This is a genomic window from Pseudomonas reinekei (assembly GCF_001945365.1).
Classification (GTDB): Bacteria; Pseudomonadota; Gammaproteobacteria; order Pseudomonadales; family Pseudomonadaceae; genus Aquipseudomonas; species Aquipseudomonas reinekei.
On sequence record NZ_MSTQ01000004.1, the window covers coordinates 82224 to 108833 of the forward strand.

The 26610-nt window shown below is 58.6% G+C and carries 29 protein-coding genes and 2 pseudogenes; 18 read left to right on the forward strand and 13 right to left on the reverse strand.

The genetic code is table 11. The features are described from left to right. Positions 1-357 precede the first annotated feature (357 nt). Entirely contained in the window at positions 358-855 is a 498-nt protein-coding gene (locus tag BVK86_RS07320) for a BCAM0308 family protein (protein ID WP_075945796.1), read from the forward strand. Here BVK86_RS07320 and BVK86_RS07325 read toward each other — a convergent pair. From BVK86_RS07325 to BVK86_RS07340, 4 genes are all read right to left on the reverse strand, one after another. Next, positions 833-1762, reverse strand: a complete 930-nt coding sequence (locus BVK86_RS07325; RefSeq protein ID WP_075945797.1) for a universal stress protein — start codon at positions 1760-1762, stop codon at positions 833-835. The genes BVK86_RS07320 and BVK86_RS07325 overlap by 23 nt on opposite strands. A gap of 128 nt (positions 1763-1890) precedes the next feature. Next, positions 1891-2415: a hypothetical protein gene (locus BVK86_RS07330; protein ID WP_224791255.1), complete on the reverse strand. Its 525-nt coding sequence runs from the start codon at positions 2413-2415 to the stop codon at positions 1891-1893. Positions 2416-2454: 39 nt separating this feature from the next. After that, positions 2455-3837 (reverse strand): MBL fold metallo-hydrolase RNA specificity domain-containing protein, encoded by a 1383-nt coding sequence (locus tag BVK86_RS07335; protein ID WP_075945799.1) that lies wholly within the window; start codon positions 3835-3837, stop codon positions 2455-2457. Positions 3838-3935: 98 nt separating this feature from the next. Next, positions 3936-4856, reverse strand: coding sequence for a universal stress protein (locus tag BVK86_RS07340; RefSeq protein WP_075946104.1), 921 nt, complete (start codon positions 4854-4856; stop codon positions 3936-3938). Positions 4857-5079: 223 nt separating this feature from the next. On the opposite strand from BVK86_RS07340, the gene BVK86_RS07345 reads away from it, so the two are divergent. Next, positions 5080-5505: a potassium channel family protein gene (locus BVK86_RS07345; RefSeq protein WP_075945800.1), complete on the forward strand. Its 426-nt coding sequence runs from the start codon at positions 5080-5082 to the stop codon at positions 5503-5505. A gap of 46 nt (positions 5506-5551) precedes the next feature. On the opposite strand, the gene BVK86_RS07350 is transcribed toward BVK86_RS07345, so the two are convergent. Together BVK86_RS07350 and BVK86_RS07355 are read right to left on the reverse strand one after the other, a co-directional pair. Next, positions 5552-6436 carry a universal stress protein gene (locus BVK86_RS07350; RefSeq protein ID WP_075945801.1) on the reverse strand — a complete coding sequence of 295 codons (885 nt, stop codon included), beginning with the start codon at positions 6434-6436 and terminating at the stop codon, positions 5552-5554. A gap of 53 nt (positions 6437-6489) precedes the next feature. Further along, entirely contained in the window at positions 6490-7395 is a 906-nt protein-coding gene (locus BVK86_RS07355) for a universal stress protein (RefSeq protein ID WP_075945802.1), read from the reverse strand. 223 nt (positions 7396-7618) lie between these two features. On the opposite strand from BVK86_RS07355, the gene BVK86_RS07360 reads away from it, so the two are divergent. The 6 genes and pseudogenes from BVK86_RS07360 to BVK86_RS07385 all read left to right on the forward strand — a co-directional run bounded on the left by BVK86_RS07360 (position 7619) and on the right by BVK86_RS07385 (position 12304). After that, positions 7619-8182 carry a GNAT family N-acetyltransferase gene (locus BVK86_RS07360; protein ID WP_075945803.1) on the forward strand — a complete coding sequence of 188 codons (564 nt, stop codon included), beginning with the start codon at positions 7619-7621 and terminating at the stop codon, positions 8180-8182. Positions 8183-8283: 101 nt separating this feature from the next. After that, on the forward strand, positions 8284-8601 hold the full coding sequence (tnpA, locus tag BVK86_RS30495; RefSeq protein ID WP_075945804.1) for an IS66-like element accessory protein TnpA: 318 nt from the start codon (positions 8284-8286) through the stop codon (positions 8599-8601). Further along, positions 8598-8933 carry an IS66 family insertion sequence element accessory protein TnpB gene (gene tnpB / locus BVK86_RS30095; protein ID WP_075945805.1) on the forward strand — a complete coding sequence of 112 codons (336 nt, stop codon included), beginning with the start codon at positions 8598-8600 and terminating at the stop codon, positions 8931-8933. Before tnpA ends, tnpB begins: the two co-directional genes overlap by 4 nt. A gap of 16 nt (positions 8934-8949) precedes the next feature. Then, a pseudogene (tnpC, locus tag BVK86_RS07375) lies at positions 8950-10140 on the forward strand (IS66 family transposase); the annotation flags it as partial. Positions 10141-10259: 119 nt separating this feature from the next. Beyond that, entirely contained in the window at positions 10260-11204 is a 945-nt protein-coding gene (locus tag BVK86_RS07380; RefSeq protein WP_197678086.1) for a hypothetical protein, read from the forward strand. A 44-nt stretch (positions 11205-11248) separates the two neighbouring features. Further along, positions 11249-12304: a linear amide C-N hydrolase gene (locus BVK86_RS07385; RefSeq protein WP_075945806.1), complete on the forward strand. Its 1056-nt coding sequence runs from the start codon at positions 11249-11251 to the stop codon at positions 12302-12304. 356 nt (positions 12305-12660) lie between these two features. On the opposite strand, the gene BVK86_RS07390 is transcribed toward BVK86_RS07385, so the two are convergent. Beyond that, positions 12661-13584, reverse strand: coding sequence for a universal stress protein (locus tag BVK86_RS07390; protein ID WP_075945807.1), 924 nt, complete (start codon positions 13582-13584; stop codon positions 12661-12663). 23 nt (positions 13585-13607) lie between these two features. After that, entirely contained in the window at positions 13608-13880 is a 273-nt protein-coding gene (locus BVK86_RS07395; protein WP_075945808.1) for a hypothetical protein, read from the reverse strand. Positions 13881-14204: 324 nt separating this feature from the next. Between BVK86_RS07395 and BVK86_RS07400 the strand changes: the two genes are divergently transcribed. The 5 genes from BVK86_RS07400 (at position 14205) to BVK86_RS07420 (ending at position 17824) form a co-directional block, all read left to right on the forward strand. Further along, positions 14205-15125, forward strand: coding sequence for a universal stress protein (locus tag BVK86_RS07400; RefSeq protein WP_075945809.1), 921 nt, complete (start codon positions 14205-14207; stop codon positions 15123-15125). 50 nt (positions 15126-15175) lie between these two features. Continuing rightward, entirely contained in the window at positions 15176-15610 is a 435-nt protein-coding gene (locus BVK86_RS07405; RefSeq protein WP_075945810.1) for a YeeE/YedE family protein, read from the forward strand. A 2-nt stretch (positions 15611-15612) separates the two neighbouring features. Continuing rightward, positions 15613-16032: a DUF6691 family protein gene (locus tag BVK86_RS07410; RefSeq protein WP_075945811.1), complete on the forward strand. Its 420-nt coding sequence runs from the start codon at positions 15613-15615 to the stop codon at positions 16030-16032. Between the two features lie 66 nt (positions 16033-16098). Further along, positions 16099-17175 carry an ArsO family NAD(P)H-dependent flavin-containing monooxygenase gene (locus BVK86_RS07415; protein WP_075945812.1) on the forward strand — a complete coding sequence of 359 codons (1077 nt, stop codon included), beginning with the start codon at positions 16099-16101 and terminating at the stop codon, positions 17173-17175. A 163-nt stretch (positions 17176-17338) separates the two neighbouring features. Then, a complete protein-coding gene (locus tag BVK86_RS07420; RefSeq protein WP_075945813.1) occupies positions 17339-17824 on the forward strand; it encodes a hypothetical protein in 486 nt (161 codons plus the stop codon). A 39-nt stretch (positions 17825-17863) separates the two neighbouring features. Here BVK86_RS07420 and BVK86_RS07425 read toward each other — a convergent pair whose 3' ends face one another. Together BVK86_RS07425 and BVK86_RS07430 are read right to left on the reverse strand one after the other, a co-directional pair. Then, positions 17864-18031: a hypothetical protein gene (locus BVK86_RS07425; RefSeq protein ID WP_231977897.1), complete on the reverse strand. Its 168-nt coding sequence runs from the start codon at positions 18029-18031 to the stop codon at positions 17864-17866. Between the two features lie 91 nt (positions 18032-18122). Next, positions 18123-18356, reverse strand: a pseudogene (locus tag BVK86_RS07430) (response regulator transcription factor); the annotation flags it as partial. Positions 18357-18576: 220 nt separating this feature from the next. On the opposite strand from BVK86_RS07430, the gene BVK86_RS07435 reads away from it, so the two are divergent. Further along, positions 18577-19494, forward strand: a complete 918-nt coding sequence (locus BVK86_RS07435) for a LysR substrate-binding domain-containing protein (RefSeq protein ID WP_075945815.1) — start codon at positions 18577-18579, stop codon at positions 19492-19494. A gap of 18 nt (positions 19495-19512) precedes the next feature. Here the strand turns inward: BVK86_RS07435 and BVK86_RS07440 are convergent, their stop codons facing one another. Next, complete coding sequence (locus tag BVK86_RS07440; RefSeq protein WP_075945816.1) at positions 19513-20952, reverse strand: HD domain-containing phosphohydrolase; 1440 nt, start codon at positions 20950-20952, stop codon at positions 19513-19515. 88 nt (positions 20953-21040) lie between these two features. Between BVK86_RS07440 and BVK86_RS07445 the strand changes: the two genes are divergently transcribed. After that, positions 21041-21814: an alpha/beta fold hydrolase gene (locus BVK86_RS07445; protein WP_075945817.1), complete on the forward strand. Its 774-nt coding sequence runs from the start codon at positions 21041-21043 to the stop codon at positions 21812-21814. Positions 21815-21840: 26 nt separating this feature from the next. Next, positions 21841-23433, forward strand: a complete 1593-nt coding sequence (locus BVK86_RS07450; protein WP_075945818.1) for a GMC family oxidoreductase — start codon at positions 21841-21843, stop codon at positions 23431-23433. A gap of 142 nt (positions 23434-23575) precedes the next feature. Here the strand turns inward: BVK86_RS07450 and BVK86_RS07455 are convergent, their stop codons facing one another. Then, positions 23576-24910: a sensor histidine kinase gene (locus tag BVK86_RS07455; RefSeq protein ID WP_075945819.1), complete on the reverse strand. Its 1335-nt coding sequence runs from the start codon at positions 24908-24910 to the stop codon at positions 23576-23578. Further along, on the reverse strand, positions 24907-25566 hold the full coding sequence (locus tag BVK86_RS07460; RefSeq protein ID WP_075945820.1) for a response regulator transcription factor: 660 nt from the start codon (positions 25564-25566) through the stop codon (positions 24907-24909). Before BVK86_RS07460 ends, BVK86_RS07455 begins: the two co-directional genes overlap by 4 nt. A gap of 132 nt (positions 25567-25698) precedes the next feature. Between BVK86_RS07460 and BVK86_RS07465 the strand changes: the two genes are divergently transcribed. After that, positions 25699-26022 (forward strand): PepSY domain-containing protein, encoded by a 324-nt coding sequence (locus BVK86_RS07465; RefSeq protein WP_075945821.1) that lies wholly within the window; start codon positions 25699-25701, stop codon positions 26020-26022. 92 nt (positions 26023-26114) lie between these two features. Then, complete coding sequence (locus BVK86_RS07470; protein WP_075945822.1) at positions 26115-26585, forward strand: DUF2271 domain-containing protein; 471 nt, start codon at positions 26115-26117, stop codon at positions 26583-26585. Positions 26586-26610: the final 25 nt, after the last annotated feature.

The window sequence follows — 26610 nt, forward strand, 5'->3', positions numbered from 1 at the left end:
TTTCCAGAATATCGGTCATCATTGCAGACCGTTGGGTTGCCCCGCTTATTCTGGATCGATACCGATCTGGATCTCGGCTTCAGCGTCACACGTATGGCATCCGCCAACTGGGTGGCGCCGCTGAGGATTTTCTCGCGAGCGGCAGCACGGAACACGACCTTAGTACGCACCGCAGGCATGACCGACTGTCCGTTCGCGCCCACGGATTGATAAAAATCAATTCACGCAGCAACAAACCGAGTCCAAATGAAACCTTAAAAAGTGAGGTGTTCTCAGAGGGCTGAAAGGAGCAGTGATCTCTTTTCGGTCATGCTGACACGTCAAGACTTTTCCATTTCACGCGCGAGGAGAAAAGCCATGAACAAGTTTCAGCAAAGTCAAAAAGACAACCTGTTCAAAACATCCACCCACGACCCTTACAGGCTGCCGCGGGTTGAAGGTGCAGCCATCTGCCCGCAGTGCAACGCGGTCTACCAAGGCGGCAACTGGACCTGGAAACACCCTGAAAACACGGTCATTCATGACGCGCGAACCGTGAAGTGCCCAGCCTGCCGACGCATCGTTGACAACATGCCTGCAGGGACGCTTACGTTATCGGGCAGCTTCTTGCAAAAGCATCGAAAAGAAATCATCAACCTGATCGAAAACACCGAGAAGAAGGAAAAAGCCGAGCATGCCCTGGAACGCATCATCAACCTGACCGACTCAGCGGCAGATCTCATTGTGACCACGACCGGCATCCATCTCGCCAACCGCCTGGGCCATGCCCTGGAAGCCGCGTTCAAAGGAACCGTCGATTACCAGTACGGCGATGATGAGTACGGCTTGACCGTCAACTGGACGCGTGACGAATAGAATCGGGCGCGGTTGTCTTGATGGGCGCAGCCGCAACGGGCACCTTGATTGCCAGGACGCTGCAACCGGCGTGTTCGAGAATCCCTTCAGCGGTCAACCCGATGCCGGAAGGCAGCAGATGGTGATTGGCCGCACCGATAACCAGCAGGTTGTAGGCACTGCGCTGCAGGTAGGCACAAATGGCATTCGCTGGCGCCCCGGGTATGAAATGCCGATGTTCTCGGGCAATCCCATGCTGACGGGCAAAGTCATCGAAAGCCTGCTTGCGGACGTCGAATCGGGACAGGTCGCCCTGACCTGGAGCATCGGTGTCGTAAATGCTGATCACATGCAATGCAGCACCACAGGCGCTGGCCAGGCGTCTGGCAGCCTCAATGATTGAATGATTGTCGCTGTCGCCTTCTTTCGCCTGAAATTCCATGTCGATCGCGGCCAAAACCTTGCCGGGTATTTGCGTCGGGCCTGGCTGGACGTAAAGCACGGAGACTGGACTGACGCTCAAGAACTCCCAATCCTGTGGTGACAATCCACAATGCGCCTGACCTGGCCGCGCCTGCATGTCCTTGATAATCAAGTCCGCCTCAAGGCGTTGCGCACAGGCAGCGAATTCGGTTGCAGAGGAGCTCGCGCGGACGATTTCGGGATGGACATCGACGCCCTTCTCCTGCAAACGCGCGCTTTCGTCTTTCAGCCACTTTTGACGCAGTGCCAATACGCTTTGGCGAACGACGTCGGGGCATTCGGCGCCTGCCGGGCCGGCCGACTCTGCGCCGTGGAGATCGGTGAAGGCGGCAATATGCAATGGCACACCCAGGGCGCGCGCCAGATCACCCGCGTATTCAAGGCCGGGGCAGTGAGCCGCTTGGGAAAAGGGGGCAAGGAACAGCAAACGCAATGGACGGATCATTACACACCTCGGCGCATGGTGAAAAAACATGGCGGTCTGGGGATATACGGTTTGCGTGAATGTCTGCCGCACACAGCGATGCTTCGGCGCGGGCTCGACGGCCATCTCGGCGCCTGCCCCCTCCTCACTCAAAGGGACATGCGCCTGGCCAGTTCGTCATGGGTCTGCCACAGGGCGTTGATGCAGGCCTCTTCGTCCTTTTGCGTAACGGGTTCAAGGGCCATCGGTTCAAGCAGGTGTTTGTTGACCATGGCCAGGCGTACCAGGCCATTTTTGTCGACCAGGTGATGTGCCACGCATTCACACAACGACCGAGGCAGGGTGTCTGGAAGGGAATCTATCTCGGCATTTTCAAACTCGACCTCTAATCGTGCCGTGCACGTGTTGACCAGATCCTGCACCTCGTGAGAGGCGAAGTTCAACACCATGAGATAGCCTGCCATCAACGCCACCGAGACCGACAGCAAGAGGGTTGCCTCACGCTTCCAGGAACGCAGGCCCGTCCAGTGAAGGCACCTGTGCGCCGCCCCCCTGCTCCAGTCCTGAACCGCGTGATAACGGTTGAAAAAATTGTGGTTTGACATGGCTGGATCTCTCACCATTTTTATCAGAACAATGGCGCTCACTGAAAAATGCCGTTTGATCTGGATCAAGCCGGGCGCACAAACGGCCGTCGCTTTGGGGGGCGCGCGTCATGCACCTGCGGTGAGGTCGATGCCGGGGAGTTCGACACTGTCGCGATACTCCGGCACCGACACCGACCACCCCAACTCCAGACTGATGCGCCGGCGCAGCACATCCGACGCGTTAGGTTCCCCATGGACGACAAAGGTATGTTTTGGCGGTCGTTTGAACCCGCGCAGCCACTGCATGATTTCATCGGCGTCGGCGTGTGCGGACAGTGTTTGCATCGGTACCACCTCGGCGCGGATCGGCACGTCCTTGCCGTGGATACGCACCGAAGAAACTCCCGCAACAATTTGCGCACCACGAGTGCCACCGGCCTGGAAGCCAGGCATTAGCAGCGTGTTGATCGGATTGGGCGCCAGTGCCTTGAGGTGATGGACCACCCGCCCTCCTGTCGCCATGCCGCTGGCGGCAATAATCACCGCCGGGGTGCGTTGCTGATCAAGCGCTCTCGACTCATCGACCGTGTGTACGAATTGCGCCACATGGCACATGCCTTCGCAGTCTTCCATCGATAATCTGTGCTCGTTCCGGAAGCGCTGGTACAACAGCGTGACATCGGTGGCCATCGGACTGTTGAGGTAGATTGGAATATCGGGAATCGCCCGTCTGCGCTTCAACTGATACAGGTGATACATCAGCAGCTGAGCGCGCCCGACCGCAAACGATGGCACCAGGGTAATCCCTCGGCGCAGTGCCGTGCGGGTGATGATGTCGGCCAATTGCGCCTGTGGCGCCTCGACCGGATGTTGACGATCACCGTAGGTAGACTCCACCAGCAGGTAATCCGCCTGCTCGACCGTTTCGGGAGCCAACATCACAGGATCGTCCGGGCGTCCCAAATCCCCGGAAAACACCAGGGTCTGGCCGCCAGCAATCACCTCGACCGTCGCGGCACCCAGGATATGCCCGGCGCCACGCATCAGGATGGTCATGTCCGCGGCGATTGCCACCTTGTGATGCAACTCCACCGGCCGCAACAGTTTCAGTGCTCGCTCAGCATCTTGCTCGGTGTAAAGCGGCAGCGCCGGGCTGTGCTTCGAGAAGCCATGCCGGTTGGCGAACTCCGCTTCCTCTTCCTGCAAGCGACCACTGTCCAGCAGCAGGATTTTCACCAATTCACAGGTGGCGGGCGTGGCGTACACCGGGCCGCGATAACCATTGCGCACCAGCACGGGCAGATAACCGCTGTGATCAAGATGGGCATGGGTCAGCACAATGGCATCGAGGTCGCTGACCGGAAGCTGGAACGGGTCGCGATTGTGCAGTCGCAATTGCTTGTAGCCCTGGAACAGACCGCAATCGACCAGCACATGTTGGTTGCCATGTTCCAGTAGATACTTGCTACCCGTGACCGTACCCGCGGCACCTAGAAATGTGATTCGCATGGCCGTTGCCCTTGAGCATTCAGAGGAGCGCTATTGATCGCTCCTTTTGGCCGAGGGTCAGTTGATTTTTATCAACTGCGGGCTCGATGGGGCCTCGTTCAACCGGACGAGCGTAAAGGCTTGACGATCATCAAACTGCACGGTGCCCGGTTCAACAGGCTCTCGGCGGTATCGCCAATAAACCGTTCAGGCGCCTGGTGATAAACCGTACCCAGCACCACCATGTCGAAGGCATGCTGTTGCGCGAACAATCCAATGACCTTGTGGGGAATACCCGTCAGGAGATGTCGATGTGCATCCTTGACGCAATAGCGCTCGGCAAGCACATCGAAAGCCTCTTGCTGAGTATCTTCAATCGCGTCCCTGAAGCTGTCATCAAGACTGCCCGTCGGCACACTCATCAGTGCATCGCTGATCTCTGACCAACGACAGACGTTAAGCAAGTGCAGCTCGGCGCCGCAACTGGCCGCCAGGGTCGACGCCAGATCGACTATCCGGTCATTCAAACCCTGCGTCAGCTCCTCCAGATGGGACAAATCGATCGCCGCCAGGATTTTCAATGGCTTGGGATTTCTCGCACTGGTCACCAGATGCAGGTGCGTCGGACACTCGCGCAGCAGGCGCCAGTCCAGGGGGCGGTGAAAGGCTCGGTCGAGTGCTGGCACGTAATGCGTGTCCTTGATCACCAGGTCCGGATGGAAATCATTCACGTATTCCAGCAGGTTGGTCAGGCTCGACTTGGCCCAGACCACTTCGGAGCTCACCTGCAGTCCGCCGCATCGGAAAAAACGGGCCTGCTGCTCCAGCCAATGACGGTGCACTTGCAAATAGCCTTCTCGTGCCTGGGCCATCGCGTCGTGGTCCAGCAGCCCGGCTACCGCCAACGCCTGAACATAATCGAACGCGACAACGTGCAACAACGCACCGGTTGCGCACGCCAGGGCGTGTGCACGCTCAAATGCCGGGGTATGGGTCATTTCGCTGGGAGCTATCAATAGAATGCGTTTGAGCTTGAGCATCATGTACCTCGCCCTGGGTCCTGCCTGCCAATTGATTATTGGCTGTCATACCGAGGGCGAACCTGACTTTTATCAACGAATCAGCCGCTGCCGGCAATGGAACAACGCGCGTTCGGTTAGTCCGTCCATGATTGATTCAACTCAACCTTTTTCCAGCTTTGAGGTGTAGAACTGAATCGACCAAGGGGCCACGACTACCCGCCCCTCTCGCTGGAGTGTTGCCATGTTGACTGTCACGTTGATCAATATGCTGGTAGTCATCATCGCGGTCGTGATCCACTACGAATGCCTGCTACGGCTGAACGATTGGCTGCCCCGGCTCAAACTGTGGAGCCGTTTCAGAATTGTCGTTGGCGTATTCGGCGCCCTGCTGGCCCACGCAATAGAGGTCTGGTGTTTCGCGTTGGTCTACTACCTCATGGTGCACGCCGGTAAATGGGGCAGCTTGACAGGCAACTTCGACGGATCTCTGATGGACTGCGTGTACTTTTCCTTCACGACGTACACGACGATTGGCTTTGGCGATATTTCACCCGTGGGCGACATCAAGTATCTGACCGGTCTGCAAGCCCTGACCGGGTTGGTGCTTATCACCTGGACCGCTTCCTTCCTGTTTCTGGAAATGCAGAAATACTGGAAACGCAAATAGTCGCCATCGCGCCGAGTTGCACCATCCAACGCTGAACACCTTCGAGCTAAATCGCCAAAACGCTGCATGGCGCCTGATACAAGATGTGCTCGGTCGTGCTGCCCAGCAGTTTGTCCAGACCATGGGACTGGACTCTGCCCATCACGATCACATCCACGTTGTGTTCATCAGCAAACTCGCTCAACACCTTGACCGGATGTCCGTCGATGAAATGTCGACGATCCGCGGGCACACCGAACTGTCCTGCCAACCGAAGGAAAGACTTTTCCAGGTCCTTGCGCAGCGCTTTAGTCAGGTCCGCGAGTGTGAGGCCGTCCATGTCCGCCAGAAAAACAGCCGAGATATCGCAGGCGAAAAGCAAATGCAGCTCGGCATTGCACTGCATGGCAAGACGGCAAGCCTGCTTGATGATTCGGTCATTAAGTTCATCGTCAGCCGACTCGACCTCCGAGACTTCGACAGCCGCCACAACCTTACGCGGTAAGCCCAGGCCACTGCCGCCAACCAGGTAAACCGGTACTGGACAGTGACGTAACAAATGCCAGTCCAGCGGCGTGAAAAAGGCCCGCTTGAGCACCGAGGCATGGTCAATTTCCTTGATCAACACGTCCGGCTGCATGTCCGTGACGTGGTCGATGATGTCTTGCTTCATGTCCTGCGCCCACGTGACCTGCGTGGTCACCTCAATTCCCCGGCCACGCAGGTTCTGCGCCTGAGCCTCCAGCCAGCCGCGATGCTCCTGCAGGTATTGCTCGCGGGCCAGGGTTCGATCACCCGCCTCAAGCAGCGATAACCATTTGAGCGAGGGGATCAGCGCCGTGATATGCAAACTCGCGCCGCTGGCCTTGGCCAGTGCTGCGGCATGATTCACGGCGGGGGAATGACGCAGCGCCGGATTGATGATCAGTAATAGACGTTGATACTGGCTCATGATCCATCTCCAAAGGACGGGGACCTACGACGCAAACCGCTAATGGTCAGGCGTCAGCGATTGGCCCTGACCGCCAGAATGCTGCCGGGCACAGAGTACAGCGCTCGCTCTGTGTTGCTGCCGATCAGCCGGTCGATCCCCACTCGATGCACGGTGCCCATCACCACCACGTCGGCCAGGTATTGCTCGACAAACTCACTGATCACCGGCACCGGTAAACCCATGACGAAATGCCGACGCTCCGGTGGCACTCCATAGCGTTCTGCCAGGGTAATAAAGGCCTGGTGCAGGGATTGACGCAGCTCTTCGCTCAAATCCACCCCCCAACCGCCCCCGATCAGTGGCGCCTCGCCGTTGAAGGCCGGCGATAGATCGTAGGCGTATAGCAGGTGCAACGGCGCATCGCATTGCAGGGCCAGGGCGTTGGCAGTCTGAATGATGGTGTCGTTCAATCCGCTGATATGTGTCGAAGGGTCGAACGGGTCGACTGCCGCGACAACCCTGTGAGGCAGGCTGTAGCGAACCTGGTTGACCAGGTGCACAGGGATCGGGCACTCACGCAACAAGTGGCAATCAATCGGGGTAATGAACACCCGCTTGAGCACGGGTTCGAGGGTGACATCCTTGATCAGCAGATCGGGTTTGAGATCCTCGACCGTCTTCAAAATGTCCAGCAGCGGATGAGTGGTGAACACGGCTTTGACCGTTACCTCAAGGCCCAGGTCGCCGAGCCGATCCAACTCTTCGACCTCCCAGCGACGGTAGCGCCGCACATAACGCTGATGCTCTGCGTCGTCGATTTTTTCCTGCCATAAATGCACCACCGGCGCCGGCTCGACAAAGGCCCGCACATCCAGCACGGCCCCGGCCGCCTTGGCCAATGCGACGGCGCGCAACTGGGCAGGAGACTGATGCAGGCTTGGGTCAGCGATCAGCAGAAAACGTTGATATTGCCCCATCACACACCTCCGTTCGACGCCGGTCATACCGTGCCGGCATGCTTGAAGACTGCGCGTCATCCCTGCGTGCGGTTTGATTTACATCAAGCACAAGCCAATCAATGCCGCCGGCACCGGCGTCTGATCCAGATCAGATTCAAGCGTCGACAGCGGTGTAGAAAGGATTCAAACGCGGCGCTTCTGCCGCGGGCCAACCTTTCAAACCGCACTGGAGGAACACCCCATGCTTACCGTCAAAGACCACAATGATCGGGCTGCAGCCGCCTACGCTGCGGTCCACGGCCAATACTGGATCGAAGCACTCAGGGACGGTCGTCACGTACTGATTCGACCGCTGGCGGAAAAGGATCGCGGCCGTGAATATGCCTTCATCAAACGGCTGTCTCCCGAATCCCGGCACATGCGTTTTCTCGCGCAGATAAACGAACCCGGCGATGCCATGCTCAATCAGTTGATGGACACAGACAATAAACAGCGTGTGGCCTATATCGCCCTGGTGCATGACAACGGGCAACTGGTCGAGATCGGCATCAGCCGTTACGCGGCCACCCGCGAGCATGAGTGTGAATGCGCAGTAACGGTGGCCGATGAATGGACTCATCTGGGTCTGGGCACATTACTGATGGAGCATCTGATCAAGGCCGCCCGCAAAAACGGCTTTCGCCAAATGTATTCAGTGGACTCGTCCAGCAATGCCCCCATGCGCGATCTGGCCAAGGCGCTCGGCTTCGAAACGCACAATGATCCTGACGACAGCCGTCAGGTGATCCATCGGCTTTACCTGTAGAAAGGCGGTAAGCGTCCGGCCAAGTCACCTACCGAACTCCAGTATTAAGGGCGATGGTGTCCGCGTAAGCGGACACCATCGCCCTTATCGCCAGGATTTCCATGCGCCAACGAAGCTCTTACCCCAAACCATTCAAAGCTCAAGTCGTCCAGGAATGCCTGCAACCCGGAGCGACGATTTCCAGCGTAGCCCTCCATCACGGCATCAACGCCAATGTAATCCGCAAGTGGCTACCGATTTACCGGGATCAATCACCCGCAACACTGCCGGCTTTCGTTCCCGTAAAACCAGCACCAAGGCGCGCAACAGAAGAGAGGGTGATCATCTCGCTACACCTGGGAGATAAGTCCATCACCGTAAAGTGGCCAGCCTCTGATCCGGACGGCTGCGCGTGTTTCATTCGTGGCCTGGCCCAATGATTCGCGTTGATGCCATCTGGCTCGCCACCGAGCCCATGGACATGCGTGCCGGCACCGAGACCGCGTTGGCCAGAGTGGTCGCGGTATTCGGTGCGGCGAAGCCGCACTGCGCCTACCTCTTTGCCAACCGCCGGGCCAACCGAACGAAAGTCCTGGTGCACGACGGCGTCGGTATCTGGCTGGCGGCGCGACGTTTGAACCAGGGCAAACTTCACTGGCCAGGTATACATCGTGGGATGGAGGTCGAACTCGACCCCGAACAACTCCAGGCGCTGGTGCTGGGGTTGCCTTGGCAACGAGTCGGTGCTGGCGGCGCAATTACATGGCTTTAAACGCTGCCTTTCAGCTTTCGCCAAACGCAGCGAGCAGATCAGCCCGGCGCAAGGCAGCTTGCTCGATGACCTGCTTAATACTGATCTCGAAGCCATCGAGGCCGAGTTAAAAGCCCTTCATCCAGCACCCGCGCAGGCAGAACCACGCCAGCAACCCAGGCGTGCGCCGTTGCCACCGCAGTTCCCACGCACTGTGATCCATCACGAGCCGGAGAACACCCAGTGCGCGTGCGGCTGCCAGCTTTAGCGCATCGGTGAAGATGTCAGCGAGAAGCTGGAATACACGCCGGGCGTGTTCACTGTCGAACAGCATGTGCGTGGGAAATGGGCCTGCCGGCACTGCGAAACGCTGATCCAGGCGCCGGTGCCGCCTCAAGTAATCGACAAGGGCATCCCCACGGTGGGCCTGCTGGCGCACGTTCACGCCGATGAAACGCCGGTACAAATGCTGGCGCCCGGCGAGAAGAAAACCCACCGCGCTTACGTTTGGGCCTACAGCTCTACGCCGTTTTCGGCACTCAAAGCCGTGGTCTACGACTTCAGCCCCAGCCGTGCCGGCGAACATGCGCGTAACTTCCTGGGCACCTGGAACGGCAAGCTGGTTTGTGACGACTTCGCCGGCTACAAGGCCAGCTTCGAACTGGGCATCACCGAAATCGGCTGCATGGCGCATGCGCGCCGCAAGTTCTTCGACCTGCATGTAGTCAATAAAAGCCCGTTGGCAGAGCAGGCGCTTCAATCGATTGGCGGGCTGTACGAAGTCGAGCGACACGCCAAGGAAATGAGCGACGAAGACCGTTGGCGATCACGCCAGGAAACAACAGTGCCCATCGCTGAAAAGCTACATGAGTGGATGCTGGCCCAACGCGAACTGGTGCCCGAGGGTTCGGCCACGGCCAAGGCCCTGGATTACAGCCTTAAACGCTGGGTAGCGCTGACGCGCTACCTGGAAGATGGTGCTGTACCCATCGACAACAACCAGATCGAGAACTCGATCCGGCCGTGGGCGCTTGGGCGGTCTAACTGGTTGTTTGCGGGATCGCTACGCAGCGGCAAGCGGGCGGTGGCCATCATGAGCCTGATCCAGTCGGCGCGCATCAACGGGCATGATCCGTATGCTTATCTCAAGGATGTGCTGGCGCGGTTGCCGACGCAGCGGGCGAGTGAGATCGATCAGTTGCTGCCGCATAACTGGCAAGCGATTTAATCACGCAGTGCGTGATGCCACAACGCATAACCACTTTCTAGAAACTATAGTATTCGTCATCGCTAATTTACCAAGGAATATTAGTAATTTAGCTACCGCAGATGAAACAAGGAGGCATCATGCGATTTCGATACAGCCCCCCATTACGCAGTCTGGCCGATCGTCGGGACAGCCCCCGTCACCGGGCTGAAGGTAAGACCATTTTTACCTGCGCCAGCGAAGCTCTATCGTCGTGGTATGCCGTCGTCATTGCCTTGTCCATTGGCAGCGCACAGGCCGCGCATGGCGAGGATACCTCCCTCGACGTGACGCAAGAGCATGCCCCATTGGAACACCAAAATTCGGCATTGCAGGTCACGCCCTATATTTGGGCTGCCCGCCTAGATGGCCGCGTTTCGCCGTTCCAACGAGGCCCTACAATTAGCGTTGAGAAGCCGTTCTCCGACGTAGTGGATGATCTGAACTTTGGTGGCTTCATAAATGTTTGGGGACGCTATGACCGCTTCGTCCTCTCGGGCGACATCATGTATGTCGATACGACAGATATACATAATGTCGGCCCGCTGCCTGCATTTTCGATTCCCGGCCTTGGCGTAATACCGCCAGGCGGCAACATCGATGCGAAGGTCGACACAAAACAATTCACCGCAACCCTCATGGGCGGTTACCGGGTCATCAATGCACCTGGGCTCAGCCTCGATGCCCTGGCCGGCGCCCGCGTTTGGCACATCTCTAACAGGATGAAGGTTACCGGGAGCCTTGGCGGCCTAAGCAAGTCTGCCAGCTACCGCGAAAGCTTCGGCTGGGTCGACCCACTGGTCGGCCTGCGTGCATTCCTTCCCATTACGCAAAAGCTCTCCGTTCAGGGTCAGGCCGACATCGGTGGGTTTGGCGCAGGCTCCGACTTCACATGGTCGGCTCTGGTTACCGTTAATTATGCTTTCAGAGATAGCCTTTCCACCTCCGTAGGCTATAAGTTGCTCGACGTAGATTACGATTACAACGGCCACCTCTACGACACGCGCCTCAGCGGCCCGGCACTCGGAATGACCTATCAGTTTTGATCAGCTAAGGCTTCACACAGCCGTCCCAAGGATTGGTATTCGCCATGTCTAAATTCGCAATCACGCTCACCACCTTAATTGCAGCCGCCGCCCTGCTATGCGCCGAAGTCCAGGCCTGTACAAGGGCTGTTTATCATGGCCCTGATGGGAGGAATATTACCGGCCGCAGTATGGACTTCAAGGATGCCATGGTTAGCAACTTCTGGGTCTTCCCTCGCGGGATGAAGCGCAATGGAGCCTCCGGTTCGCGCTCACTTGAATGGACATCTAAGTTCGGCAGCCTCGCCGTGTCTGGCTATGACATTTCGACGGTTGACGGCATGAACGAGGCTGGCCTAAACGCCAGCCTGCTTTGGCTGAACGCCACAGAGTTTCCCGAGGACGACGGGAAGACGCCTCGCATGTCACTCTCAATCTGGGCACAGTTCTATCTTGATCAGTTCGCGACGGTATCAGAGGCGGTCGAATATACGCGCAGCCATCCCGTGCAGGTGGTAAGCGGTGAAGTACCCGGCCGACCCGGCAGCCTCGCGCCGTTGCATTTGACGCTCTCCGATGCCTCCGGCGACAGCGCTGTGCTGGAGTGGATCGGCGGAAAGCTGAGCATTCATCATGACCGCAAGTACCAAGTAGTGACGAACGACCCACCCTATGGCAGCCAACTCGCCAACCAGAAATACTGGAGCGCGGTCGACCCACTCAACTTCCTGCCCGGCAGTGGCCGCTCCGAAGACCGCTTCGTGCGCGCGGGTTTTTACATCAACGCGGTAACCCAAAGCGACGACCCGCGAATCGCCAACGCCGCTGTATTCAGCGTGATCCGCAACGCTTCGGTACCCTATGGCGTAAGCCTTCCTGAAGCACCGAATCTTTCCACAACCCGTTGGCGTGTGGTTGCTGATCAGAAAAGCATGCTCTTCTATGGCGAATCGGCAACTTCACCCAACGTCTTCTGGGTGGACTTAAAGAAGCTTGACTTCACTGAAGGTGCACATGTCCGAAAACTCGACCTCGGGGTGGACATGAACCGTATCCTTACCGGGGAGGCATCGGGCCAATTCGTTACCGAAAAGGCGTTCAACTTTATGGCCGTCGAATGACACTCACCAAAGATTCGTAGTACTCCGAGAGTGGCTAAGCTTGCCGCATTCTTCTGCGATGACAACCGAATCTACTTGTGGACGAGGTTTGAGTTGAGGCTGTGGCTGAGGGCCACGCTGGTGATTGAAACGCCGGGCTGGACACACTCTTGAACCTGGGCTTTGAAGGGGTGGAATACGAACGGCGTGTTCGCTGAATGGAATACCCACTCAGTACGCTAAAACGGGTGCCCACCTAAATTTGAGTGGACACGATGTCCTGGCTTTTCCGGGATGGCTAGATGACTTTGCCGGACGCATACGAAAGGCGCCCCGCGATGTGCCGGCCAACGGCTCATCGCGGGGCGCTCAAGCCCTCACGATTGCAGCATTTTCCCCGGTTTGATCGCCAGTACACTGCACGGCGCCCGATGCAGAAGTTGCTCGGCGGTGGTGCCCAGCAGTTTGCTCAACCCCTTGTTTTGCACCGTGCCCATGACGATGACATCGATGTCGTGCTCACTGACAAACTCACAAATACTCGGCACGGGGGCTCCCTCCATGAAGTGCCTGCGCTCCGGTGGCACGCCGTGGCGTTCAGCAATGGCCGCAAATGCTTCATGCTGGGCCGTTCCCAACATTTCATAGAGCCCGGTGGCCAACGGCAATGCGCCAAAACCCATGTCCTGTGCGTAGACAACCGTCCAGTCATATACATGCAACAGTTCAAGACTGGCATCACAGACAGCGGCCAGTTTCGTCGCCGCGTCGATAATCTGATCGTTGAACACATGGTCCTGATCCTCATCGCGCAGCACATCAATGATGGCCAATACGTTACGAGGCCGGGCGTTCAATGGCGTGGTTACCAGGTGCACCGGCACAGAACAATCGCGCAGCAGTTGCCAATCCAGCGGGGTGAAAAAAACGCGCTTGAATGCCGACTCTTCCTGAGCGTCCTTGATGATCAGCGTCAGCGGCATCTCCTTGATGAAGCTCAGGATTTCCTCGAAAGGATGCTGAACCCATACCACCTCGCTGGTGACCTCCACGCCATGCTTGCTCATTAATCCGGCCTGATCGGCGAGCCATTGGCGATGGGCTTGCAGATAGCCATCACGGGCCAGCGCGAATTGTTCCGGGTCGAACAACCCGGCCACCGCCAGGGCCTGTGAATAGTCGAACGCCACGATGTGCACGGGCAATTGCATCGCCCGCGCCAACGCCGCAGCCCGGTCGAAGGCCGGGGTGCGGGTCATGGCGGGAGGGGCGATCAAGAGTAAACGTTGAGTCTGCGACATGGGGCACCTCGGCACGCGGCCAATCAATCCAGTAATAGAGGCACAGATTGATCGCTGCCGGTTTTGAGCATTTGATTTTTATCAGTGCCGTGCGCGATACCCGTCAGGAAATCCCCGTGCCTGCCATTATCACCAGTGTCAACGGCACCGGGCCAGACATGGGGTGCCGCGATACGTGCCTTGAGCAGGCCGACAAATGCCTGCGCTTCTCCCAGGCTGTTGAAACTCACTTTAAAATCATCCATGCACACGACCCAGCAATGGCTTGCCGGTTTCTGCGCGATATCAATGATCATAGCGACCTCCGTATTGCTTCGAAAATCAGCGCGCACAGCCTCTCGGCGTAATCGCGACCTTCATGACACCGTCCCGCTGGTGGGTAAACAATCCACGAGCCCAAAGACTGCGCCGGGAACACGGACGAAAGATTGATAATGGTCAACCAATCTGATCATGGGTTGAAGTCCGGATGACCACACGTCGAGGCAATACCATCCTGTCCCCTGGATTTGACAAAGATCAAACCCGGCGTCGTGAACAGCGGCAGGCTAGGTTCAAGGCTTCACGGCCCAAGAACACCGCAGCCATCGGGGCAAGCGATTACCTACCGGAGATCTGTCATGTCCGATCAACTACGCTTCATGCTGGTCGTCTCACCGCTGATGGAAAACAGCCCTGCCTTCGACCGGGCCGCTGCCTTGGCCAAGGCTTCAGGTGCTGCACTGCACATCGTGGCGTTCGATTATCTCGAAGGGCTGGCGACTGCCGGAATGGTCAACGAACAGGCGCTGGAACAGATGCGGCTGGGCTATGTCGAGCGCCATCGTCAGTGGCTGGAAGACCAGGCCCGCCCCTTGCGCAAGATCGGTGTGCACGTCACCACGGAAGTCGTCTGGGTCGAAAGACCCTTGCAGGAGATCCTCATTCATCTCAAAGAACAGCCGATGGCCGTATTGATCAAGGCGCTGGAGCGCGAATCGCTGCTGTCACGCCTGATGTTTACGCCGCTGGATATTCACCTGCTACGTGAATGCCCGGTGCCCCTGCATTTTGTCAGTGATATGCACCATGCTTTACCGCGCAAGATCGTCGCAGCCGTTGACCCGTTTCATTCTGATGACAAGTACAAGGGCTTCAACGACAGAATTCTGCGTGAGGCCTCCAAACTGGCGAGCACCTGTAATGCAGTACTGGACGTGATCTACGCCCATGACCTTTCCAGCATCAGCGCGGACGAATTCGGTTTCAGTAATGGCTCGGCGTTTTTCTCCTCGGCAAAAGCCAAGACGTTATTCGATGCGCAGGCTGATGCATTTCGCGACCTTTCTGAACGCAATGGTATCCCACCGGAACACCAGCACATGATCATGGGCAATCCCGCCAAAGTGCTGTCCAGCTATGCGCAGGCCTATGACACCGATGTTATTGTCATGGGACGAATTGGTCACCACGGCATGGAGCGGTTGGTTGGCAGCACGGTGGAACATCTTCTGTACAAGTTGCCCTGCAGCGTGTGGGTGGTGTCCCCGGAAAAAATCTGAACGATTGCCAGTCATCCATTCCCTCAACATTTTTATTCCGGAGCAGTTTCATGAATGTCGACTGGCAAAACTTCACTCCCTGGTCATCTCTTGCAGGGGGCGCCTTGATTGGCCTGGCGGCCAGCCTATTCGTCGTTGCCAACGGGCGTATTGCCGGCATCAGTGGCCTGATCGGCAGTCTTTTACAGCGTGGGAGCGAGGGGGTGAGTGAGAAAGCGCTGTTTCTCCTTGGCCTGCTCATCGCGCCGCTGCTATGGGGCTTGTTCGCCACGCTGCCGCCGATCGAGTTCCAAAGTGGCGGGTTCGGACTGATCGTCGCCGGTGTATTGGTAGGCATCGGCACCCGTTACGGCTCGGGCTGCACCAGTGGCCATGGCGTGTGCGGCCTATCACGCCTTTCGCCGCGATCGATGGTCGCCACGGCGTGTTTCATGTTCAGTGGTTTCGCCACCGTGTTTGTCTTGCGTCATCTGCTGGGGGGTTGAGCATGACCAGACTGACCGCCTTCATTGCTGGCCTTCTGTTCGGCTTGGGCCTGCTTCTGGCAGGTATGGCCAACCCGAGCAAAGTATTGGCTTTCCTGGATTTAGCCGGTGCCTGGGACCCTTCCCTGGCGTTGGTCATGATCGGGGCCATTGGCATAGCCCTTGGCCCGCTGGCCTGGGCGCGACGACAATCCAGTTCGCTGCTGGGAGGGCCAATGCAGCTACCGATCAAACGCGAGATGGACCCACGCTTGATTGGCGGGAGCCTGTTGTTCGGCATCGGCTGGGGCATTGCGGGCATCTGTCCTGGCCCCGCCGTCGCCATTCTGCTGACAGGACACTGGCAAGTGATCGTGTTCGTGTTGGCCATGCTGACTGGTATGTGGGTGTTTACGGCGCTGGAGACCCGGCGCAACCGTTGAAAGGGTGGATTGGTCGAGTACCGGTGGAGACTGGTATTGTCGGTTTCTACCCTCCAGGATTTCCTCATGACGCATTCGCTCGCCAGCTCATTAGACGTGGTCATTATCGGTGGAGGCCAATCAGGCCTGGCAGTAGCGTATTTCCTGCGTCGAACTCAGCTTTCATTCGTTATCCTCGATGCGCAGGAAGCGCCTGGTGGTGCCTGGCGACATGGCTGGCACTCGCTGCGTCTATTCTCCCCGTCCACCTGGAGTTCGATCCCCGGCTGGATGATGTCACCTGCGCAAGATGGCTACCCGCCACGAAATCATGTAATCGAGTACCTCAACCAGTACGAACAGCGCTACCAGTTCCCGGTTGAACGTCCGGTGCAGGTCACGTCGGTTGAGCGCACGGAATCTGGCCTGCGTGTACGTTCTGCCGACAAGCATTGGGATACCAGGGTGGTTGTCAGCGCGACAGGCACTTGGAGCAATCCCTACATACCTCACCACCCCAATGCCGAGCTTTTCGCCGGACAGCAGTTACATTCCGCGAACTATGTCGATGCACAAGCGTTTGCGGGCAAGAAGGTGCTGGTGGTAGGTGGCGGCAATTCAGGCGCACAAATTCTGGCCGAAGTCTCAAAGGTCGCCGAGACCACATGGGTGACCCCGGTTGAACCGATGTTCCTGCCTGACGATGTGGATGGGCGAGTATTGTTCGAACGTGCAACCGAGCGCTGGAAAGCTCAATTGGCGGGGCGGGTCATTGAACAGCCAGTGGGTGGGCTGGGCGATATCGTCATGGTGCCACCCGTTGTCGAAGCCCGAGAGCGCAATGTTCTCAAGTCTGTACGACCTTTCGATCGTTTCACTTGCAACGGGGTTGTTTGGGGCGATGGTTGCGAATCTGCGGTGGACGCGGTGATTTGGTGCACCGGATTTCGGCCAGCCCTTCAGCATCTGGACTCTCTGGGGGTGGTCAACACCGAGGGCCGCGTCGAGGTCGAGGGCACTCACTCGACCAAAGAGCCAAGGCTGTGGATGGTCGGTTACGGAGAGTGGACCGGTTCGGCTTCTGCCACGCTGATCGGTGTAACACGAACAGCACGGGCCACCGTCGGCGAGATCGCAACCTTCCTCGCCGATCAGCCCGTCTGACACTTCAGGATCTGATCCAGGTCAAGGTCGCTTGCGACAGCTCTGTTAATGACTTAGTGGTCATGCAGAAGTCTTTGACTCTGGCGAATGCGGCCTGACACAAACCCCGCAATCGGCTAATTGAGAAATTGCTTCAGCTCCCCCCCCACTAAGGCAACTCATCATGAAAAATACCAGGTTGGCCGTGCTCCTCCTCACCGCTTCGTTAGCGCCTCCATGGGCATTAGCAGCAGAGCAAACTGAAGTGACACCGACGCAACAACAAGCTCCGAATGTTGCCGAGTTCGATAAACAGATGGTTCAGGCGCAAGACACCTTCAAGAAGATGCAGGCAGAGATGGAGAACATTCAGCAAACCCAGGATCCCCAGCAGCGGCAGAAGCTCCTTCAGGAACACTGGAACACGATGCAAGCCGGAATGAGCATGATGAACCGTATGTGGGGACCGGGAATGATGGGCAAAGGACACATGAACGGGGGCGGCCACATGATGGGGTGGCAGGACTACACAAACTTGACCCCGGAGCAAAAGAGTCAACGCCAGTACATGATGGACAGATACACGGGGATGCAGCAAATGATGATGGATAACATGATGAGGCATCAAACCTACATGCGAGGGCAGCCACCGGCCAAGCCTGGACCGTAGGCCTCTGCTTGCTTGTGTGATGGTGGAGTGCGTTTTCGGTTAACCCGGGACGCACTCTCCTCCATTGATAGCAGCGATTCCTTCGTATGTTTTTCTCTCGTCGCCTACCGTGGCGCCAGGGCTGAAGCCGCTCGCAAGTTGTGCTGCATCGCCACCCTTGTTGTGCGCAAAGTACGTCTTCACGATGTCGGGGAGTTGAAGGGGCATGTTTCGTACTCCTGAATCTGGTTGTATGAAGCGATCTTGGGCGCTTTTGTCAGCGTACCTGATGCAATGAAGCATTCATCCAGCTCGAGGATCAGGAGATCAACCCCAGTTTCGCAGCCTTGAAGGCGGCCGCCGCGCGGGTCGAGCACTCCAGCTTTCGGAAGATACTTTCGACGTGCGTGCGAACGGTGCTCGGGCTTATGTCCAGCGACCTCGCCACTTGCTTGTTGTTGGCGCCATCGCTGATCTCCCTGAGAATGCGACGCTCGCGCCCGGTGAGTAAAAGCCCGCCCGGCTGCTGAACCTGCTGCTCGCCGAGCGCAGCCTGCCTCAGCGACGCATGACAGGCTTGAGGTGCCAAGCATTCAGTAGCCCCCAGATCGCTTGCGCTGATGAGGTCAAAGTACGATTCGACGCTGCTGACAGGCTGAAGGCTCATTCGCTGATCTCCTGGATGGGTAACCGGCAATGATCTTGCTACCTGACGGATAGTTTGTTCAACTGGGACAAACCTGTATGACTAATCCCGATATTCAGGACAATCCATGTCACACGACCGTTTAGGCCTCAGCGAGCTGGACGCGGTTATAGCGGTCGCACGCCGGGGATCGTTTCGGCAAGCCGCGATCGATCTTCAGGTCTCCCCCACCGCGTTGAGCAACACCATTGCGCAACTCGAAGCCCGCCTCGAATCGCGGTTGTTCAATCGCACGACCCGGAGCGTGGCCATTACCGAAGCGGGCAGGATATTTCTCGAGCAGGTGGGGCCCGCCTTGCAGGATTTGCGTGCCGCACTCGATGCCGTTCGATCGCATAACGCCGGGCCTTCGGGCACGCTGCGCATCAATGCGTTCGCCAGCGCAGCCCGATCAGCGCTCATGCCCCTGGTGATGGAGTTCTTGCAGCATCACTCGAAAGTACACATCGACCTCGTCACCGAAGGCCGTCTGGTGGACATCGTTGCTGACTGCTTCGATTTCGGCGTGCGCTCGGCAAGTCTCGTTCCGAACGACATGATCGTGATCCCCCTCGGCCAGCCGCAACGGTATGCCGTGGTCGGTTCCCAGGCGTACTTTGAAAAGCACGGCAAACCGCGAACGCCATCCGAGCTGCTCCAGCACCGTTGCATCCGCGTGCGACTACCAAATGGGGCGATCTTCCCGTGGCATTTCGAGCGGGACGGAGAAGTGACTCGTCTCGATGTGCGCGGACCGCTGACGCTGGATGAACCCAGTGTGGTCAAGGTGGCCGTGCAGGAAGGCATGGGGCTCGGCTTTTTCATGGCGCAGGACGTTGAGCAGGAAATCCACGCCGGACAGTTCGTGCGGGTTCTCGAAGAATGGACGCCGCCCAGGGACACGCTGTGCCTGTACTACCCGAACCGCCGCAATCCGTCTGCGGCGGCCAAGGCATTCATCGACCTGGCACGCACCCGTCAAGTCGATCAGGACAGGGTCGCATGATTAAGCCCCTGACCTGACTCAGGCAATCAGTCCCAGTGTCAGTCCCTTCAACGTGGCGGCTGCGCGGGTGGAGCACTCCAGTTTGCGAAAGATGCTTTCCATGTGCGTACGAACCGTGCTCGGACTGATGTTCAGCAGCCGCGCTACCTGCTTGTTGCTGGCGCCACGACTGATTTCCAGGAGGATGCGGCACTCGCGAGTCGTCAGTAACGAAGCTTTCGGTTGACGCATCCGACGCTCGCCACCTGCAGCGGCAATGACTGCTTCGCAAACATCTTTATCGAACAAACCATTGTCAGCATCGTGTTTGAGTAACCTGGCAGCATCCGCTTCGCCGTGGGCGGAGCGCCATGGCCTGGTTTCCCTTAGCGCGACCCAGGCAACTGACGTGGCAAACAGCCGATACTTGGCACACAGCGCATCGCCCGCCACACCTCGAAAGTAGCCACTGCCGTTGAGTCGTTCATAAGCATGGGTTGCAATCTCTGCGGGCACGGCCAGTTCAGAGATAGGTCTGAGGGCTTGTTGCGTCCAGTAAGGCACAAGGCGTACCCGCTCCGCGGCGCCGTATGGCAGCGTCCCTGCGGTATTCCAGAGGTGGTTCGAAACGGCGGCCCGGCCAAGACCGTAAATGAGCGCCGACTTGCCAATTTCAGTCAACGTGGGTTCATGCAGCCCCCACAGGCGTGCAGCTTCCACGGCTACATGCGCTACCTGCCGCGAATGCCCTGCCAGCCAAGGGAGCTTCAAGTCGATGATGTCTCCCACCAGCGTCATTGAGACGCAACGCTGCCCCGGCGTGTGGTCAACCGTTTTCGAAAGGGTGTCCAGATTCGCCAGCCACTCCTTGGCGTTCTCCAGAAGCAACGATACCAGCGACGCGGGATAACGCCGATCCGACTGCTCTTTGATCCAGCGTAAAGCCGCGTCGAGGCCGTGTGCGCGGCTGAGAATATCCAGATCGCCTGCCAGCACGACCTGATAGGCGACCTCTGGAATGTGCTCATGGGTCAGACCCAGCGGCCGGCCAGTGCCGTCGTAGGTTTCGAACACGCGACACAAGCCCTCCTCGACGGCGGCACCGAGCTGGAGCGTTTCAGCGATGGCTCCTGACACCTCACAGTGCACGACGGCAAGCGGGGTCGCCTGATGCACCGCGTTCATTTGCTCATTGCCCAGTGTCAAGTCGAGCATCGCGCGGCGGCCATCGACGTCGTCGCCCAGCAGGTCCGCAAAGCCTTCAGCATTGGCGGTGCAACCGGACCAGCGCAGCAAGGCAACGTGCTCCGCTACCCTCACGTGCTCACCATCGCCGTGCCGGGCCTGCGCCAGCATCCGCGCCAGTGCGGCAACACGCCGGGAATGACCGAGTGGTTGGCCCATGCTCAGATCACCGATCTGGGCGATCGTCGCCAGTGCCCCGCCCAGTGAGATGTTGAGTTGCAAAGCACTTTCCATAAAAAAGGTCCCGGGGTCGGATAATTGACCGATGCCCGCAACGCAGGTCAATCAGCAGAATCTGAACTCCCGAACAGGAGCTCATCCAATGAAAACGTTCAAATCAAAAGTCGCTACCCTCGCCTTTGCACTGGCCGGTACCTTCATCGCAAGCGCCAGCTACGCGCAGGATACAACGCCTTCTGTGGTGATCGTACATGGCGCGTTCGCCGACGGCTCCGACTGGGCCAAAGTGGTGCCACTGCTCCAGGCCCAAGGAGTGGCCGTGACGGTCGTGCAAAACCCGCTCACCTCGCTTGCCGACGATGTTGCCGCTACGCGCCGTGCGTTGAGCAACCAGCAAGGCAAGGTGGTTCTTGTCGGGCATTCCTGGGGCGGCACCGTGATTACCGAGGCCGGCAGTGACAAGAAGGTCAGCGCGCTCGTATATGTCGCCGCCTTCGCGCCAGAGGCGGGGCAAACCAGCGGCGAACAAGGTAAAGGTGCGCCCACGCCCCCAGGCATCAGCCAGATCAAGGCAGACGGCAACGGTTTTCTTTACTTGACGCCAGAAGGCATGGCCAAGGATTTCGCCCAGGATCTCCCGGCAGCGCAGACCGCCGTCATGACCGCCACGCAAGGTCCCATCAAGGCATCTGCCTTCGACGATAAAACGACAGTGTCGTCCTGGAAGGCCAAACCATCCTGGTATCTGCTCGCCACGGAAGACCGGATGATTCACCCCGACGTTCAGCGATCTGCAGCCAAGCGTATCGGTGCCACCCTTTCAGAGGTGCACGCCAGTCATGTTCCCCAGCAGTCGCAACCCGCTGAGGTCGCTGCAGTGATCCTCAAGGCAGTGCACAGCGTTGGCAAGCAGTGACCAGTGCGACGAGTCGGGGTGCGCGCATGAAACATCTGCATGATCAACACTATGACTTCATCGTGTGTGGGGCCGGTACTGCGGGCAGCGTGGTCGCTGCTCGTCTTGCCGATCAGAAAAGCGCACGCGTCTTGCTGGTTGAGGCTGGCGAAGGGTACTCGGGCCCCGAGGTTACCGAGCCGGCGCTATGGCCAATGAACCTGGGTTCAAAGCGCGACTGGGCATTCGAGGGGCAGCCCAATCCACACCTCAATGGTCGACGACTCTCGTTGAGCATGGGTAAGGGACTCGGCGGTGGCTCCAGCATCAATGTGATGGTCTGGTCGCGCGGCCACCGCTCAGACTGGGACCATTTCGCTGCCGAGTCCGGCGACCCGGCCTGGGGCTACGATTCGGTCCTCAAGTACTACCGTCGGATCGAGAACTGGCAAGGTATCCCTGACCCTGCCCGGCGTGGTTCGGGTGGCCCGGTGCATGTCGAACAGCCGGAGACACCCCAACCCCTCGCGTGGGCGACGCTGGAGGCGGCCAGCCGTCTGGGCATCCCCAGATTCGACAGTCCCAATGGGGAAATGATGGAAGGCCCGGGCGGGGTCGCCATTACCGACCTGCGCATCAAGCAGGGCAAGCGCGATTCCATCTTCGACGCCTACATCCAGCCACGGCTGCACTCTCCAAACTTAACGGTTCTGACAGGGGCATTGGTTACCCGCGTGTTGCTGGTCGGTACACGGGCAATCGGTGTCGAGGTGGTGATCGCAGGCGAACGGCAGTGCTTCTATGCCGCAGCCGAGGTCATCCTGTCCATGGGCGCGGTACAAACACCCAAAGTGCTCATGCAATCGGGAATCGGCCCGGAAGACGAACTGCGAAACCACGGCATCGCAGCAACCCATCACCTCCCCGGCGTGGGCGAGAATCTACAGGACCATCTGGCCTTTGGCTGTACCTGGGAGTACCTGCAACCCCAGGCTGTTGGTGGCAGCGGGTGCGAAACCACTTTGTTCTGGAAAAGCGACAGTCGCCTCGAAGCCCCGGACCTGTTGCAGTGCCAGCTCGCGTTCGCGGTGCCGCCTCCGCCGGAAGTCGCCATTGAACCGCCACAACATGGCTGGACAATGTTCGCGGGGCTGGCCAGGCCTGCCAGTCGAGGACGCTTGCGCTTGTCGGGCGCCGGACCACTGGATGCCCCCATCATCGAGCCAAACTCCCTGAGTGCGCCCGAGGATGTGAAAGCGGCGTACGCGTCGATCGAGCTGTGCAGAGAGCTCGGTAACAGCGGCGCCTTCAGTGAGCTGGTCAAACGAGAAGTGGTGCCTGGGCCTAAGGAACATCGCGCTATGGAGCAGTTCATCCGCAACTCCGCTGTCACTTTCTGGCACCAGTCCTGCACCGCAAAAATGGGGCGAGATGCAATGTCGGTGGTCGACCATCAACTGCGCGTGTACGGGATCGATAATCTGCGTATCGCGGATGCCTCGATCATGCCGCGAATTACCATTGGCAATACGATGGCGCCGTGCGTCGTCATCGCCGAACGGGCAGCAGACCTGATCCTCTGCGCGCACGGAGTGATCACTGCGGCCACAGCGCCAGAAGGTAAACCAGGCGATTACTGATAAAACCCTGACTCATTGGCGGATCTTTGCCGGATTCCGCCAATGAGCGGCTGCAATAGATCTTTACCTTCGCTTGCGTGCGCTTGCATCCTTTAGCTCGCTGCCCCTCGTCTGGCGGAACGCTGGCGAGCCTCTCAGTTTTTCATGATGGGGCAAGTGGTAACCAGACGCAGACTTCGAACCCATCTTGCCGACCTGTTGCCGGAGATAACAATTTCATTCTGGCGTTTACCCCCTGCACGATGGTTTTGGCAATCGCCAAGCCCAGCCCCGAACCACTGATTTCACTGTGACCGCGCACAAAGCGCTCGGTCAGGTGCTCTAATACCGACTCTGGCACTACCGGGCCGCTATTGACGACCCGAAGCTGTGCCTGTTCGGTGAGACTGACCTGGACCGGTTGGTCCGTTGCACCATACTTCAGCGCATTCTCAATCAGGTTGCGCAACAGGATGCCGAAGGCGTCCGGGTCGATGGTCGAGTACACGCTGGCCTGGCTGGGCAACTGCAACACGATGCGCTGCCCGCTATGTTGGTTCCACTCGTCCACTCCGTGGGCAAGCAACGGTATGAGGTCTTGTGGCGTTTCTGACAACAAACCGCCGCCCTCGGCTTTGGCCAGTTGCATGAGTTTTTCTGAAAGCCGTGAAAGCTCGCGCAACGCGTTCTCAATTTTCTGCGCACGCACTCGCAACGGACCTTCGGGCGCTTCGTGGTGTAATCGCTGGATCTGCGCCAGGGTCGAGGCCAACGGTGTACGCAGTTCATGGGCACTGTTGGCGGTAAAGCTGCGCTCGGCCTCAAGGGCGTTGCGTAAGCGCTCCAGCAGGTGGTTGACCGCCTCAGCCACCGGATCGATTTCTGCCGGCAGGCGCGCCACCTTGATCGGCGACAGATCCCCCACACCGCGCGCCTCAATGGCACGACGGTAAGCCAATACGCTGCGCAGGCTGAAACGCACAAATAACCAGGTGCCCAACAGGCTGACGGGAATCAGCAAAAATAGAGGCAGCAACAAGGCGAACAAGGCCTCCCGCGCGGCTTCACGACGATGGCCAAGCGGTTCGGCTATCTCGATGAACAGCGTCTGGCGCAATGCACTGGCGCCATACAAGCGGTACTTTTGAGAAGTGGAAAATCCCTCGGTCGGCCGCTTACTGAAGATCTTCGGGTTGGCGTCGTGGGACTGCATCAGGATCTTGCCGCTGGCATCGCGCACCAGGTATGTCAGGTATTCGTTGTGCATTTTCAACGTCGCGACGTGCTGCGCTTCACGGGGTTCCTCCCGGTTACTGATTTCCAGCACGGCCAGCGGCAAGATCCGTTGCGCGGTCTCTTCCAGCGCACTGTCGAACGCTTCGTTCAACTCATGTTGCACCACCAGCCAGGCGCCGACAGTTGCGCCCAGCCACAGTAAGGTCATGCCCAGGGTCAGCCCCAGGCCGAGGCGTTTTTGCAGGCTCGAAGAAGACTTCATGCGGCCGCCAACCGGTAGCCCATGCCGCGCACGGTTTCAATCAGGTCGCGCCCGAGTTTTTTACGCAGACGGCTGATGTAGACCTCGATGGTATTGCTCTCGATTTCGGCACCGAAGGCATACAGCCGCTCTTCAAGCTGCGACTTGGACAGCAGCGCGCCGGGGCGTTGCACAAACGCCTCGAACAGCGCCCACTCCCGCGCCGTGAGGTCCACCGTCGCACCGCTGCGCTGTACCGTGCGGGCACTCATATCGATCTGCAAATCACCGAGTTTGATCTGTGGATTGGGGTTGCCGCTGTAACGCCGGGCCACCGCCGCCACTCGGGCCGAGAGCTCAAACAGGTCAAACGGTTTGACCAGGTAGTCATCGGCACCGGCGTTGAGGCCAGCGATTCGATCGGAAATCTGATCCTGTGCGGTCAGGATAATCACCGGGGTCACGTCCCCCGCCGAGCGTTGTTGACGCAAGAAGTCCAGCCCGCGCCCGTCCGGCAACATCAGGTCCAGCAGGATCAGGTCGTACGGCGTAGTACGCACACTGTTGCGCGCATGGTCCAGCCGTTGCACCCAATCGACGGCGTGGCCGTCATCGGCGATCTGTTCGCGCACCGCTTCCCCCAAACCTGGAGCGTCCTCGACCAATAAAACCCGCATCTGGCACCTGCTGTGATGGTTGTCCTGCTGCACCTTAATCGCCTTACCTGACGTGAATCTGAAGATTCAGCTGGTTGTCAGGAATGCACCTTAGGGTATGCCACAGACGCCGACCTCGGCAGGAGACAGATCATGAAATCAGGTTTTATTGCCAATGCCACGCTGGTGAGCCTGCTGCTCAGCGCTTACGCCCTGGCCGGTGACGACTGCAGCGACCCTGTAAGCGAATGGCAACCGCGCGAAACCTTGCGTCAGCAGGTAGAGCGGCAATACGGCTGGAGCGTGCAGCGCATCAAGGTCGACGACGGTTGTTACGAGCTCAAGGGCCTGGACCGCAAAGGCAATGCCATCGAAGCCAGCTACTCACCGGCCTCGCTGCGCCTGCGCACGCTCGAGATCCATTTCCGCGACGACGGCGATGCCAGGGATTATCTCGGCAGCCCGCTCACCGAGTGACGCCTCACCCGTCGATGAGTTTTTCCTGCGATTCAGGTTGCTGTCAGCAAGCAGGTCCAGGCTCTCGACCTAACGATCACAAGGACACCCTCATGAAAAAGATCATCGCAGCCACCTGTCTCGCCGGCGCCATTGCCCTGCCGGGGTTGGCCCAGGCCCGGGTAGTAACCCTGACCACCCAGCTCAAGGACTACAGCGGCAATGATGCCTACCTGGCGATCTACGTGACCGACGCCAACGGCCAATACCAGAAAACCCTGTGGGTGGCCGGCAAGAAGGCCAAGTACTACAAGCACCTGGGCGACTGGGCCCGTGGCAGCGGGATGAACCCGAGCGAGTTTGACGGCGTCAGCGGCGCCAGTGTCGGCAGTGGGCGCACGCTCAAAGTCAGCGTCGAACTGGCAGACACCCTGATCGATGCCGGGTATCAGATCCGCATCGACAGTGCCGTCGAGGACAAACGTGACGCCCGCGCCGATGTCAGCGTGCCCCTGACGTCCAAGGGCGCAGGCCAGCCGGCGACCGGCAGCACCTATGTCGAGTCCTTTACTTACGATTTGTAGCACCTGCCCTTTCTGGAGGCTGAAC